The sequence below is a fragment of the Streptomyces sp. B21-083 genome (assembly GCF_036898825.1).
In the GTDB taxonomy this organism is placed as follows: Bacteria; Actinomycetota; Actinomycetes; order Streptomycetales; family Streptomycetaceae; genus Streptomyces.
The window spans coordinates 1,199,784-1,213,603 of the sequence record NZ_JARUND010000002.1 but is presented as its reverse complement, the minus strand read 5'-3'; the positions used below and the strand labels follow the sequence as shown (position 1 = coordinate 1,213,603).

Below are 13,820 nucleotides of genomic sequence, written 5' to 3'. Positions count from 1 at the left end.
GGCGCCGTGGGCCCCCGCGGTGCGGGGCCGTGGTGCACGGTGCCTCAGGGAAGTCGTAACCGCGCGGGCCGTCGGTGACCTTGCAGGCGCCTGACCAGTTCGCCCGGCAGGGGGAGGGCTTCCAGCGCCGCATCCGAGACGCGTGCGTACACCTGCGTGAGACGCAGTTGCATCGCGGGTTCGGGCGAGCCGACGACAGCGAAGTCGCTGCGCATGGTGAAGGACCGCTTCGACAGGCTCTCCAACCGCAGGCAGGCGTCCAGTTCGTCGTCCAGGCGCAGGCAGTCGCGGTACGTGAACTCGGCGTGCACGGCCGGGGTACCGAGGCCTGCCGCGAGCAGCCGGGACGTCGCGAAGCCCGCGGTCACCAGCCATTCGCTCATCATGCTCTCGGCCCAGCGGGCGGGCGCCGCGAAGTACACCACCTGGGCCGCGTCGGTGTCGCCCATCGCGACCCGGAACCGACGCCGCAGCAGCGGTTCGGAGCCGTCGGCCGTCGTCGTCATGACGCGTCCGGTACATGGACGAGGTCGGTGCGCCCCGTGACCACGCCGTCCACGGCGTCGCGCAGGTGCCGGGCGCCGGAGGTCACCTCGACGAGGACGGGGAGCTCCACCCGGAGCCGTTCCCCGAAGGCCAGCCGGTCGAGGAGCGAGCCACGGGAGTCCGCCCCGGTCAGCCGGATGACATCGGCGCCCCGGTCCACGGACGCGCGCGCCCGGTCGAGCAGACTGTCGGCTCCCGGTCCCCAGGCGTCGCCGGAGCGGACCTCCAGGGTCGCGGTGTCCGCCGCGGCGTTGTCGCGCAGGCGGCTCGCATACCGGTTGCCCGGTGTGTGCACGGGCTGCCCGAGCACCCAGCGCGTCAGCCCCGGGCCCGTCGCCGCCGCGTGGCCGGGCTCCGTGCCGGCGAACTCCGTGAGGGCCCGCGAGACCAGCCCGGGGTCCGACACCGTCAGGTCGTCGAGCGATACGGCGCCGGCCCGGGTGAGATAGGACAGGGCAGTGCGGGCGGGGCCGAGGTGCTGTCGCGCCTCGAACGACTCCCACCACAGCTGACTGCGCCCGGCTCGCTCCTGCAGCCGCTCGACCTTCGGACGCCGGGCGCTCTCGAACCGCCCCAGCGCCTCAGTGAGGGATTCGTCCTGCGCCGCGGTCAGGGCGTCGACCAGGGCGATGGCGCTCTCCATCGCGATCTTCGTGCCGGAGCCCAGGGAGGGATGGGTGGTCGCGGCGGCATCTCCCAGGAGTACGACCTTGTCGTGCTGCCAGCGGGCGCACCGCACGGTGTGGAACGGGCTCCAGCGTGACTGGTTGCCCGTCAGGGAACCGCCACCCAGCAGTGGTTCGAACGCCTCGGACAGGTGCTTCAGCGCCTCGTGGTCCGACGTGCTGTCGGTTGTCCGCGTCCGGTCGCCGAGTCCGGCCCGGTCCAGGGTCTCGCGGGACGCCTCGACGACGAACGTGGAGCGGGTGTCGCCGTAGGGGTAGGCGTGGGCGACGAACAGCCCGTCCTCGGTGTGTACGGGCATGAAGACGCCGCCGTCGAGTCGTGCCACCGCGCCGCACCACAGGAACTGGTTGCGGCCCTCGGTGACTTCGGCACCGAACTCCTCCCGGTACCGGTATCTGGTGGGGCTGGCCGCGCCGTCGGCGGCGATGACAAGGTCGGCCTCGTCGAGCAGGTCGGTCACGTCACGGGCCCGGCCGACGCAGGCCCGCACGCCTGCCGCGAGTGCGCCGTTGAGCAGGAGCCGCAGCAGTCGGGTCCTGCTGATGGCGCCGGTGTGGAACCGGGTGAGGGTGGCGTTGCCCTGGGGCAGCCGGAAACCACTGCGGGAGAAGGGGTGAGCGGCTTCGGTGACGGCCTGGGACATGGCGCTGTCGCTGTTCCTGAGGGCTTCGAGGAGGCCGCCGGTGAGACCGACGGCGAAGCCGAAGGTCTCCGCGGGTGGGCGTCCCTCGTGTACGTACACCTGCCAGTGGGGGCGTCGAAGGGCCAGCAGCCGGGCCGCGAACATGCCGGCGGGGCCGCCTCCGAGTATGTGTACGCGTCGAGCCGTCATCTCTCATGCATAACGTCGATTGACCTAGATGTCAATAATTCGTCTAGATAGTAAAATCTGGGAGGTGGGGCATGGTGAACCGCCGGCCGAGTGTCGGGCAGGACAGGGCATCGACCGGCGGTTGTCCCGGGTGGCCTCAGTCGACGAGGTCGAGGGCGGCCGCCACCACGCTGTCGGTGTCGATGTGGTGGTAGCGGTAGACGTCCTCCAGCGACCCGGACTGGCCGAAGCGGCTCACGCCCAGCGTCGTGACCGGGACCCGGTTGACGGTGGCGAGGAAGGCCAGGGTGTGGGGGTGGCCGTCGACCAGGGTGACCAGGGGGGCGGCGCGGTCCGCCGGGAAGATCTGGTCGAGGATCCAGGTGGGGGAGTCCTCCTGGCCCCGCCGGCCCCGCAGTGCGCGGAAGAGCAGGTCCGGGCTGGTCACGACGATCACGTCGGTCTGGTGGCCGAGCTGGGCGAGCCGGTCCGCGGCGGCCAGGCCCTCGGGGACCATCGCGCCCATCACCGCGATCGTGACGTCGGGCGTGCCCGCCGCCCGGCGCAGCGGGTAGGCGCCCGCGACGGTCTGTCGGCGCCGGCGCTCGCGCGCGGCCGGGTCGGCGGGCACCGCGGCCAGGCTCTGGTCGACAGGGCGGGTGGACAGCCGCAGGTAGGCGGAGCAGCCGTCCGGCTTGCCGAGGTCGCCCAAGGCGGCGAGCAGGCACCACTCGGTGTCGATCCCGAAGGCGGGCTCGTACGACACACAGCCGGGCTGTTCGATGCCCAGCGAGGGCGTGGTGATCGACTGGTGCGCGCCGCCCTCGGGGGCGAGGGTGACACCGGAGGGGGTGCCGACGAGGATGGACTGGCCGCCCGCGTAGATGCCGTACGACCAGGGCTCCAGAGCCCGGTTGACGAACGGGTCGTAGACCACGCCGATGGGCAGCAGGGGCTGTCCCCAGCGGCTCCAGGTCGCGCCCAGCTCGCCCAGCAGGCTCACCAGGTTGACCTCGGCGATGCCGAGTTCGACGTGCTGGCCCGAGGGCTTCTCCCGCCAGTGCAGGATGGTTTCGGCGTCGTCCGCGAACCAGTCGGTGCGCTCGGCCGAGGACCAGACGCCGACCTTGTTGAGCCAGCCGCCGAGGTTGGTGGACGAGGAGACGTCCGGGCTGACGGTGACGATCCGGCCGGCCGCTTCCGGGGCCTTGCGGGTCAGGTCCAACAGCACACGCCCAAGGGCCTGTTGGGTGTTGCCGGTGCCGCCGGGAGCGGGCCGGCCCAGGTCGGCGGGGACCGTCGGCGCCGCCACCGTCTGGTGCGGTGAGCGTCGCAGCCGCTCGGCCGCCGCCGCGCACAGGTGCGCCTCGCCGGAGCCGTCGGTGAAGGGCGTCCAGGGAGAGGCGAGGTCCATGCCCAGCCGGCCGGCCAGCTCCGTCATCTGCTCGCCGCTGAGCAGCGAGGAGTGGTTCTGGGGGTGGCCCTCAGTGGGCAGGCCGTGCCCCTTGACGGTGTAGGCGAAGATGACGGTCGGACGAGTGTCGTCGATGTCGTCGTAGGCGTTCAGCAGGGCGCCGAGGTCATGGCCGCCGAGATTGCGCACCGCGCTGTGCAGGGTGTCGTCGTCCAGAGCGGCGATCAGTTGCGCGATGGGCTGGGCCGAGGCTCCGGCGCCGGGCAGCCGCTCACGCAGCTGCGCGGGGGTGCAGCGGAGCAGTCGCTGGTACTCGGGGTTCTCCATGGTGTCCAGGCGCAGGCGCAGTTCGGCGCCGCCGGGACGGGTGAAGAGGTCCTCCAGGAGCCGGCCGTACTTGAGGGTGACGACCTGCCAGCCGGCGGCGGTGAACATGCCGGTCAGGCGCTCCGCGGCGGCTCCGGGGACGACCCGGTCCAGCGACTGGCGGTTGAGGTCGACGACCCAGACGATCTCACCGAGGCCGGGGACCATCGGGTCCTGCACGGCCTCCCAGATGGCGCCCTCGTCCAGTTCCGCGTCGCCCAGCAGGGAGTACTGGCGGCCGCTGCCCGCACCGCCGAAGTGCCCGTCGACGTAACGGCGGGAGATGGCGCCCCAGATGGGCGCGGTCGCGCCGATGCCCACGGACCCCGTGGAGTAGTCGACGGGGTCGGGGTCCTTGGCGCGGCTGGGGTAGCTCTGCAGCCCGCCGAAGGCGCGCAGTTCGGTGAGGTACTTGCCGTCGAGCTCGCCGAGCAGGAAGTTGATGGCGTGCAGGACGGGTGAGGCGTGCGGCTTGACCGAGACCCGGTCGTCGCTGGTGAGTGCGTGGAACCACAGGGCGGTCATGATGGACGACATCGACGCGCTGGACGCCTGGTGACCGCCGACCTTCAGACCCGAGGGATTGGGCCGGACCCGGTTCGCGTGGTCGATGATCGCGGTCGCGAGCCAGAGCACGCGCTTCTCGACGCTGCCGAGGGTACGCACTGCCTCCTCACGGGAGTCGCGGGGTGCTCGCGTGTCGGGCGAAGCCGCATTGGTGACCATTGAATGCCTCACATATTCGTGACTGAGACGCCGCGGCGGGCGGCTGAGGGTTTCGGCGGCTCGCGCGTACCAACCGCGGTGGAAGAGCAGTGGACGGACGCCCTGCACGGTGACCGGGGGCGCGCACCCGCCCGGGCCGTGCAACATGCCGCATGAGGTCCCGCATGAGAAGGAGGGAGCGGCTCCGTGTCTTTCGGCCGGCTCCCTCCCCTTTCGTGCTTCTTCACTCGTGCCGGCTGACGGCCTCCGCCCAGGCGGTGCCGTCGGCGACCAGACGGCGGGCCTTGTTGAACTGCCGGGGAGTGCCGCCGAACCCCACGGCGCCGACGACCGTCTCGCCGTCGCCGAGCACAGCGAGATAGCTCTCGTCGTCGGGGCCCCCGTCGAGGAAGTGGAGGTGCTTGGCGTGTGCGGTGCCGGCGAGCTGGAAGCGCTGCCCGAACTGGTCGGACCACACGTAGGGCACTCCGGTGTACGGCTGTGCGGCCCGCGGGTCGAGGAGGTTCAGAGCCGCTCGCCGACCCTGCTCCCGGGCGTTGGTCCAGTGCTCGACCCGGATGGGGTCACCGGTCGCGGGATGCGGCCAGCGGGCCGCGTCTCCGACGGCGTAGACGCCGGGCGCGGTGGTCCGCAGGGTCGCGTCGGTGATCACGCCGTCCTCCACGGACAGCCCCGAACCGTCCAGCCAGTCGGTCGCCGGAACCGCGCCGACTCCGACGACGACGAGGTCCGCGTCCAGGAGGGTGCCGTCGGTGAGTTCGACCTTGTCGACCCGGATCCCGCCCAGCAGCCGGGCCACCCCGACGCCGCACACCACCCGTACACCGCGGGCCTCTTGGAGGCGTACCACGGGCGCGGCGAGTGCGGCGGGGACGGCCCGCAGCAGAGGGGACGCCGCGGCCTCGACGAGGGTGACGTCCAGGCCGTGGTGGCGTGCGGCGGCGGCGATCTCGCAGCCGATGAACCCGGCCCCGACCACCACCACCGACGGACGGCCCTGGGTCATCGCCTCGTGGACGCGGCGGGCGTCGTCGAGAGTGCGCAGGGTGTGCACCCCTTCCCGGCCGAACCAGCCCCTGGGGCGCACGGCCCGCGAACCGGTGGCGATGATCAGTCCGTCGTAGGGGAGCGGGGACCCGTCGACGTCCACCCGGCGCTCCGCCAGATCGAGACCCTTCGCGGGACGACCCAGCCGCAGGCCGACGTCCAGGTTCTCGAACTCCTCCTCCGGCAGCAGGCGGATGTCGTCCTCCTCCATGTCGCCGGTGAGGAGTTCCTTGGACAGCGGGGTCGGGTTGTAGGGGAGTTCGGGGTCGGCGCCCACGAGGGTGAGCCGGCCGTCGTAGCCGGCGCCCCGCAGGGCCAGCACGGCCTCGACACCGGCGACGCTGGCGCCGACCACGGCGATGTTGCTGGGCATGCTGGGGTGTCCTCAGGTGTTGTCGGTTTGGGCGCGTTTGGCGGTGAGGTCGCCGATGAAGTTGTCGTCGAAGGCGTGGTCCATGAGGTCGGGGTCGATGTCGTCCTTGGCGGTCATGTCGCGGTGGGGGTCGGCGTAGGCGAAGGAGTAGCCGTGTTCGCGGCCGGCGAGGATCTCCCACCAGCAGCTGTTGAGGTCTTCGAAGTAGAAGGAGTAGGCGCCGTGCTGTTCCTGGGGCTTGGTGATGCGTTTGAGGCCGTACTGGTCTTTGACTTCGGTGAGTTTGGCGTGGGCGTCGTTGACGGCTTCGTTGGACTGGACGTCGAGGCCGTTGTGGTCGAGGAGGCGCATGGGGCTTTCCTGGCCTTCTTCGACGACGACGTAGACGTGGTCGGTGCCCTTGCGGATGAGGAGGCCGACGGGGGCGTGCTGGATGACTTCGAAGCCGAGGACCTCTTCGTAGAAGCGGCGTGATTCCTGGATGTCGATGACGGTGAGGGTGCCGTGGGAGATCATCCCGATGTCGATGAGGGGTTTCTTGGTGCGGTGGCTCTTGGTGATCTTCGGCTGGATGTCGGGCATGATGCTCGCTCCTTTGTGTGCCTGGTGGGGTGCCGGGGCTGGCTGCGGGGGAATGTCAGCTGCGTGGTGCGACGGTGATCTCGATGCCGTCGAGTTCGGGTGTGTATTCGAACTGGCAGGTGAGGCGGGAGTTGTCGCGGCGGTCGGGGAGTTCCTCGATGCGTTCCAGCTCGAACTCGTCCGGTTCGGGCAGTTGGTCGAGCCGTTCCTTGTCGACGTAGACGTGGCAGGACCCGCATACGGCGTTGCCGTTGCACAGGCCGATGATGCCGACCTTCTGGTGGCGTAGTTGGGGCATCAGGGGCTTGCCCGGGGCGGGCTCGAACTCGACACGGCCGCCCTTGCGGTCATGGATGATCAACATTCGGGTCCTCCTCAGACGCGCCGCGGTTCCCGGCGGATATGTGGGACGGCCAGGAAAGCGGTGGCCTCGTGAAAACGGCTGGCGCCCCGGAATACGACGCCATGGGGTGCTTGCGACTCGTCCTGGTACTGAAAGCGGGCCCGAAGCCCCGTCATGTTAGTCAAGTATCTTACGCAAGTGTTGAGAGTCGTCAAGGATGAAGCTGTTTCCTCGATACATGTTGACGGATGCGTCTAATAGTCGTCAGGATTGTCGAAAACCTTGGCCGACATCCCGGCACCGAGCGTGCCTGGCGCTCGCCCGGACGGAGAGGAAGCTTCATGAAGCTTGTGCGTGTCCATGGCGCTGGAACCGGTCTGCTGGTGGGTCCTCCCGGTGCGGAGGTGGTCGTCGACATCCCGCGGGCCCTCGCGGAACTGCGCCGGGGTGAGCCGGGCCTGGTGGCGGCTCTGGAGCCGTACTTCCCGGCGATCGGCGGAAGCTGGGTCCCGCTGATCGCGCGGTGGGGCGAGGTGTGCGGATTTCTGCGGGCGCTGGCGGAGATCGCCGCCGACGGAGACGCCGTGGCCGCCGCGTCCCGGCCCCTGGAGGACGTGCGCCTGGAGCCGCCCCTGCCGGATCCGGGCGTCCGCATCTTCGCGCTCGGCGGCAACTTCCCGGCGCACGGCTCGGGCATGGCCGCGGTCATGGACGTCCCGGAATCGGTGCGGCAGGGGGCGGCGGGCGGCAATCCGCCGTGGGGCTTCTACGTCATCCCCGGCACGGTCGTGGGCCAGGACGCGGTGGTCTCTCCGCCGTCCGGCACCCGGAAGCTCGACTACGAGGCCGAACTCGCGGTCGTGCTCGGCGGGGGAGACCACGAACCCGGGAGCGACGAGATCGACATCTGGGGATACACGGTCTGGAACGACTTCAGCATCCGGGACGAGGCGCTCGGCCTCACCAAGATCGACCACGGACCGCTGACCTGGTCCCTCACGAAGAACTTCCGCACGGGGCACAGCTGTGGACCGTGCATGGTGGTCGACGAGCCCATCCCGGACGGCGGTCTCGGCATCACATGCAAGGTCAACGGCGAGCTGCGCCAGGACGGCAACACCCTGCAGATGCAGTACAGCTTCGGCACCACCGCCGCGCACGTGTCCAGCTGGGCGCCCCTCGCCGGCGGCGACATGATCCTCTCGGGGACCCCGGCGGGTGCCGCCATGGAAGGAGGCCTCGACGGCCCGTTCCTCAAGGACGGCGACCACGTCGAGGCAGGAGTCGAGGGCGTCGGCCTGCTGCGCAACAGCATCGTGATGAAGGACTGACGGTCGGCGTGACCAAGCGCGTCCCCGCAAAGAGCCGCACGTGAGAATCGCGGGTCCGGAAGGACCCTTCGTAACCGCCGAGGTCCTGGGGGTCTGGCGTGCGCATGCGCGTACGACGCGGGCCGGGTGGCCCGCCTAGCGAGCCGCCGCGGACCCGGGCCTCGGCCGCACCGCGCCCACCGCCTTGCACCATCCCGCCGGTGTCCACGTCGAGACGACCATGCGGGTGGTCGACATGCCCTGGGCCGGACCGGCTGGCGGGGCCTGCCGCACCTGTGAAAAGAGGAGGACGGATATGACAGCTATCGATCTGGACGACTGGACCTCGGCGCCTTTCATCGACGACCCCTACGAGCACTTCGGCCGGCTGCGCGAGACGGACCCCGTGCACTGGAACCCTCTGACGAGGGCGTGGATCGTCACGCGGCACAGCGATGTCACCGCACTGCTCCGCCAACCACAGCGCTTCTCCTCGGCCGAGTCGCTCCCCGGCCCCGCGGAGTACGTTCCGCCGATCCGGAAGGAGGACTGGGGGCTGGTCAACTACCTGAACGCGTGGGACGTGTCGCTCATCAAACAGGACCGGCCGGAGCACCGGCTGATGAGGGACGCCGTCCACCGCTGGTTCACGCCGCGGGCCGTGGAGAAATGGCGCGCCCAACTGCGCGAGCAGGCAGGTGAGCTGATCCGGCGACGGCTGGCTGCGGGGGAACTCGATGTGAAGAACGACTTCGCCGTCTCGCTGCCGCTGCAGACCATCGGCCTGATGCTGGACGTGCCCGCCTCCGACACCGCCCGGCTCCAGCAGCTGTCGGCCGCGCGCATGGGCCTGCTGGGCATCGCCCCCGATCGGGCACGCCGCGCCGCCAGCGCCCACTTCGAACTCGAGGACTACTTCGCGCCGTTGATCGAGGCCCGGCGTGGCAACGGTTCGGAGGACGACCTGATCTCGCTGCTCGCGGCGGGGGAGGTGCGCGGGGACTATGACCGCATCCAGTGCCTCGCCACGGTCGTACTGCTGCTCATCGCCGGGCACGAGACGACACAGAACCTGATCAGCAACGGCATCCACGCCTTCGCCCGCCACCCCGAGCAGTGGCAGCTGCTGTGCGACGACCCCGAGAAATACGTGTCGTCGGCCGTCGAGGAGTGCCTGAGGTTCGAGCCGTCGGTCAAGGCGCTGGGACGGGTCTGCGCCGAGGACCTGGAGCTCGGGGACAGGACGCTCAAGGCCGGCGACCATATCTCCTGGGTGATCTCCTCGGCGAACCGCGATCCCCGCGTGTTCGACCGCGCCGACGAGTTCGACATCACCCGATCCCCGAACCCGCATGTGGCCTTCGGCGGCGGCATCCACCACTGCTTGGGCTCCTCGCTGGCCCGCGTCGAGGCCCAGGAGGCATTTCTGGCCCTGGCCGAGGTCGTCCCGAGGCTGCAGCTGAAGGAGGAGACCGTCGAGTACGTGCCCTCCCCGATGATGCGTGAACTGCGCGCCCTCCACCTGGTTCCGGGGTGACCGAATGACCGACCGCAAGTACCTGGTGACCGTCGATCACGAGCTGTGCGTCGGCAACGCCACCTGTCTGCGCGCCGCACCGCGGGCGTTCGAGCTGAACGAGGGAGGCCAGTCCGAGGCCGTCGCTCCGGACACCGAGACGCGGGAGAACCTCCTGGAGGCCGTACTCCTGTGCCCGATGAACGCGATCTCCGTGACCGAGGTGGAGACCGGGCAGCGCCTGGAGCCTGAGGCGTAGCGCACGGCGCTTCCCCGACAGCCGTATAGGGAGACCGTGAACAGCGGACCCGTCCACAGAAGGGGCATTCACCACCTCAACTACATCGTCGACGACATCCCGGCGGCAGTGGATCGCTGGGTGGAGGTGTTCGGGGCCGAGCCGTTCTCTGGCCCGCCCCGCACATCGAGTACGACGAAACGACCTTCCGCGGCAGCCGAAGCCGGCTGCCGGGCGACTGGACAGGCTGCCGTGGACCGGCCGGGGGGCCGGACCACACTGAGGCGCTTGTCGTTAGTGTCAATTTATTGACCGGCGCGTCATGAATGGATAGCGTTGTCCATTGCCCGACATCCGGTTTCTTGATCCTCGGTTCGATCCGGTCGTCGCCCGGTGGGGTCGCGCCGGCCAAGTCCTGGCCCGTGTCGGCGAGTCCGGCGGTGAAGCCACATTGATGAGGGGGCAGGTAGGAACCGTGCTCGATGAACAGCTCGAAGCTGCCGTCCTCGCGGCGCCAGTTCCCAACCTCTGCGGGAGGCCCATATGAGCGAATTGCCGACGGCGACGCAGGTCCTGGTGGCCGGAGGCGGCCCGGTGGGTCTCGCCACGGCCGTCGAACTTGGCCGACGGGGCATCCGCTGCGTGGTGATCGAGCCACGCGAAAGCGTCTCGCACGCCCGGCCCCGCTGCAAGACGGTCAACATCCGCACCATGGAGCATCTGCGCCGTTGGGGTCTCGCCGACCCCTTGCGCGAGCGGGCACCGTTGCCCGTCGACTGGTCCAAGAGCATCGTCTTCTGCACCTCGCTCGCCGGGTACGAACTGTCCCGGTTCACCGGCGTGCTGGGCCTGGCTGACGGCGGCGACCGTTATACCGAACGGGGCCAACAGGTACCGCAGTTCGTGCTGGAGGAACTGCTGCGTGAGGCGGTGGACGGCATCGACCCGTGCACGCTGGTGACCGGCTGGTCGGTCGAGGGCCTCACCCAGAAACCCGACGAGGTCCAGGTGGCCGTGACCGACGGCGAGGGGCGGCGCGCCGTCATCACCGCCGAGTACGTGGTGGGAGCCGACGGCTCACGCAGCGCGGTCCGGGAGGCCATTGGGGCGTGCTATGTGGGGGAGACCGCTCTGCGCCCCAACTTCGGCATGGTCTTCCGGGCGCCCGGGCTCCTGGAGAACGTCGCGCACGGCCCCGCGATCCAGTACTGGACCGTCAACCCGGACGCGCCCGGCATCCTGGGCCCGCTGGACCAGGACGACACGTGGTGGTGCGTGGCCTTCGCCATGGACCGGGAGAGCGGTCTGGCACACGGGCGGGAGTGGATCCGGGCCGCCACCGGAACGGACATGGACGTGGAGATCCTCTCCACCGACCCGTGGACGGCCCGGATGCAACTGGCCGACCGGGTCGGCGACGGCCGGGTCTTCCTCGTCGGTGACGCGGCGCACCTCAATCCGCCCTTCGGCGGGCACGGCCTGAACACAGGCATCGGTGACGCCGTGGACCTGGGCTGGAAGTTGGCCGCGGTCCTCGACGGCTGGGGCGGCCCGCACCTCCTGGCCAGTTACGGGAGCGAACGCCGGCCGCTGCAGGACCTGGTGATCGCGGAGGCGACGGCGAACATGAAGGCCCTCCCCGTAGACCTCGGCTCGCCCGAGCTGCAGGCGGAGGGCTGGGCGGGAGACCGGGCGCGGGAGGCGGCCGGCGAACGGATCCAGGAGACCAAACACGCCGAGTTCCATGCCCTGGACCTCGTTCTGGACACCGGCTACGACGACTCGCCCATCGTCGTGCCGGGGGCGACGCAGGGTCGGGGGCGCCCCGGCTACCGGCTGCCGCATGTCCGGCTTGGCGAGAACGGTTCGCTCTACGACGAACTGGGCGCGGGGATGAGTCTGGTTCTGGTCGACGGCCGAAGCGCGGCCGCGACCGAGGCCGCCGACGGCTTCCGTACGGCGGCCACCCGCCGGGCTGTTCCGCTGACCGTCGTCGATCTGCACCGGCCCGACCTGCACGACCGCTTCGGCAGCGGAATCCTTCTGGTCAGGCCCGACCAGCACATCGCCTGGGCCGCCGACGAGGCCCCCGCCGAGCCCTGGAGCATCCTGGACCGCGTCCGAGGAGCCTGACACGGGCAACCCCCTGCCCGCCGGAACCATGACGACGGCGGGCAGGGGGCTTGCCCTGTGATGCGAAGCGCTGCCACCGGCGGATGTACTCACACCGGCCCGCCCCAGCACGGACCGGTTCCGGAACGGGCGGGACATCGCCTGCGAGATCAGCGGCGAGCGAGTGTCCACGGCGGTATCCCTCCGTCAAACGCCGAGCTTGAGGATCCGTTCGGCGTTGCCGTGCGCGATCTTCTCCCGGTCGGTGTCGCTGACTGGCAGTCGATCGAGGAACTTCCGGGTCTCGGTGGTCCAGGAAGGGGTAGTCGACGGCGAACAGCATGCGGTCGACACCCACGGTGTCGTAGGTGGCGGCGAAGGCGACGTCGTCGAGGAAACCCATCACCCCCGACAGACTCCTCTGACCTCACCATGAAACCTCCGACTCGCCGAGGCGGGTACATCGTCTCGGCGACGACCGGGGTGTGCGCTATGCGGTATCCGGTCGAATTGGGGACCCTCGTCCAAGGCCTATGCCGTCGAGACAAGGTGTTATAACATATCTCAGCCCTACCTGGTCTCGCTGTATCGATGCTGGTCAAGGCCTGCGCGCCGCGCGGCTCGGATCGGTTTGCGTGAACGGAGAGTACGGATGTCAATGAAGACGTCAACTAGGTTCAGATCAGGCTCGGTTCTGCTGATCGCCATCGGCCTGGCCGCATCGGCCTGCGGAAGCGGCGACGGGGGCAGCACGGTGGCGGCGGGCAGCTCTGCCTCGACGGTCACGTTCGCCTTCCAGCCGGCGTCGTCGACGGCCTGTCTGAAGGTCACCGACGAGCGCGGTATCTTCCGCAAGCACGGCATCACGATGAAGTACGGCACCGCCGCCCCGAACGCCGCAGGGCAGGTCGCGCAGATACTCAACGGGCAGATCACCGCAGGGGCGGGCGCGTACACCGCCGTCCTCAACGCGGTGAGCAGCAAGCTGGCGCTCGTCATCACGAGCGGGCTTGAGGAGGATTACAAGAAGGACGGCCAGTCGCCCACCGCGGTCATGGTCGGGAAGAACTCGACGATCAAGTCCTTCGAGCAACTCGAGGGAAAGACCGTCGCGGTGAACTCGCTGCAGGGTTCTTGGGAGGTCCTGCTCAAGGAGTCGGTGGCGAAGTCCGGCGGCGACCCGACCAGTGTGAAGCTCGTCGCGGTGCCCTTCCCGGACCAGGCGACGGCGCTGAAGTCGGGCCGGGTCGACGCGGTCTACACGCTGCAGCCCTTCGTCGCCCAGCTCATGGGTGAGGGGTTCAAGGACATCGGCGATCCCTTCGCCGTCACTTTCGAGAAGCCGGACGCCGTCCAGAGCGTCACCTTCATGGCCAAGAAGTTCGTGGACGCGAACCCCATCGTGGCCAAGAACTTCGTGGCCGCCCTCCAGGAGGGGGACAAGTGGTGCAACGCGCACCCGGACGACATGAAGAAGGCCATCGCCCGCATCACCAAGGTGTCGCAGCAGGTTGTCGACGAGACGCCGCTCCCCGTGTACGACGCGGGGATCGATCCGGCCGAGACGAAGACCTGGGGCGAGTTGCTCGTGAAGTACGGAATCCTCAAGAAGGCCCCGGCCGCCGACGCGGTGCAGTGGTCGGGGGTACCGGCTAAGTGAAGAGCGACGCGAGGCAGCTCCCCCTCACACAGGGAGGCGAGACGGCCGCCGCCCGCCCGATCGATTTGTCGTCGGCTCCCGGCCGGGGC

The 13,820-nt window shown here is 69.7% G+C and carries 12 protein-coding genes; 5 read left to right on the top strand and 7 right to left on the bottom strand.

All coding sequences use genetic code 11. The features are described from left to right. Positions 1-44: 44 nt before the first annotated feature. The 6 genes from QA861_RS29555 to QA861_RS29530 all read right to left on the bottom strand — a co-directional run bounded on the left by QA861_RS29555 (position 45) and on the right by QA861_RS29530 (position 6,916). Positions 45-506 carry an acyl-CoA thioesterase gene (locus tag QA861_RS29555; protein WP_334591734.1) on the bottom strand — a complete coding sequence of 154 codons (462 nt, stop codon included), beginning with the start codon at positions 504-506 and terminating at the stop codon, positions 45-47. Continuing rightward, entirely contained in the window at positions 503-2,065 is a 1,563-nt protein-coding gene (locus QA861_RS29550; protein WP_334591733.1) for an FAD-dependent monooxygenase, read from the bottom strand. The genes QA861_RS29555 and QA861_RS29550 overlap by 4 nt, the downstream gene beginning before the upstream one ends. A 136-nt stretch (positions 2,066-2,201) precedes the next feature. Then, entirely contained in the window at positions 2,202-4,550 is a 2,349-nt protein-coding gene (locus QA861_RS29545) for a thiamine pyrophosphate-binding protein (RefSeq protein WP_334591732.1), read from the bottom strand. Positions 4,551-4,773: 223 nt separating this feature from the next. Beyond that, complete coding sequence (locus tag QA861_RS29540) at positions 4,774-5,970, bottom strand: NAD(P)/FAD-dependent oxidoreductase (protein WP_334591731.1); 1,197 nt, start codon at positions 5,968-5,970, stop codon at positions 4,774-4,776. 12 nt (positions 5,971-5,982) lie between these two features. Beyond that, a complete protein-coding gene (locus QA861_RS29535) occupies positions 5,983-6,552 on the bottom strand; it encodes a VOC family protein (RefSeq protein WP_334591730.1) in 570 nt (189 codons plus the stop codon). 55 nt (positions 6,553-6,607) lie between these two features. Continuing rightward, positions 6,608-6,916, bottom strand: coding sequence for a 2Fe-2S iron-sulfur cluster-binding protein (locus tag QA861_RS29530; protein WP_334591729.1), 309 nt, complete (start codon positions 6,914-6,916; stop codon positions 6,608-6,610). 320 nt (positions 6,917-7,236) lie between these two features. Here QA861_RS29530 and QA861_RS29525 point away from each other — a divergent pair, with 320 nt between their 5' ends. The 4 genes from QA861_RS29525 (at position 7,237) to QA861_RS29510 (ending at position 12,092) form a co-directional block, all read left to right on the top strand. Further along, positions 7,237-8,226 (top strand): fumarylacetoacetate hydrolase family protein, encoded by a 990-nt coding sequence (locus QA861_RS29525; protein WP_334591728.1) that lies wholly within the window; start codon positions 7,237-7,239, stop codon positions 8,224-8,226. 295 nt (positions 8,227-8,521) lie between these two features. Next, positions 8,522-9,742 carry a cytochrome P450 gene (locus tag QA861_RS29520; RefSeq protein WP_334591727.1) on the top strand — a complete coding sequence of 407 codons (1,221 nt, stop codon included), beginning with the start codon at positions 8,522-8,524 and terminating at the stop codon, positions 9,740-9,742. 4 nt (positions 9,743-9,746) lie between these two features. Continuing rightward, complete coding sequence (locus QA861_RS29515; RefSeq protein ID WP_334591726.1) at positions 9,747-9,980, top strand: ferredoxin; 234 nt, start codon at positions 9,747-9,749, stop codon at positions 9,978-9,980. Between the two features lie 522 nt (positions 9,981-10,502). Then, positions 10,503-12,092: an FAD-dependent monooxygenase gene (locus tag QA861_RS29510; protein WP_334591725.1), complete on the top strand. Its 1,590-nt coding sequence runs from the start codon at positions 10,503-10,505 to the stop codon at positions 12,090-12,092. Between the two features lie 186 nt (positions 12,093-12,278). Here the strand turns inward: QA861_RS29510 and QA861_RS29505 are convergent, their stop codons facing one another. Next, on the bottom strand, positions 12,279-12,425 hold the full coding sequence (locus QA861_RS29505) for a hypothetical protein (RefSeq protein ID WP_334591724.1): 147 nt from the start codon (positions 12,423-12,425) through the stop codon (positions 12,279-12,281). A 298-nt stretch (positions 12,426-12,723) separates the two neighbouring features. On the opposite strand from QA861_RS29505, the gene QA861_RS29500 reads away from it, so the two are divergent. Continuing rightward, positions 12,724-13,731, top strand: a complete 1,008-nt coding sequence (locus QA861_RS29500; protein WP_334591723.1) for an ABC transporter substrate-binding protein — start codon at positions 12,724-12,726, stop codon at positions 13,729-13,731. Positions 13,732-13,820: the final 89 nt, after the last annotated feature.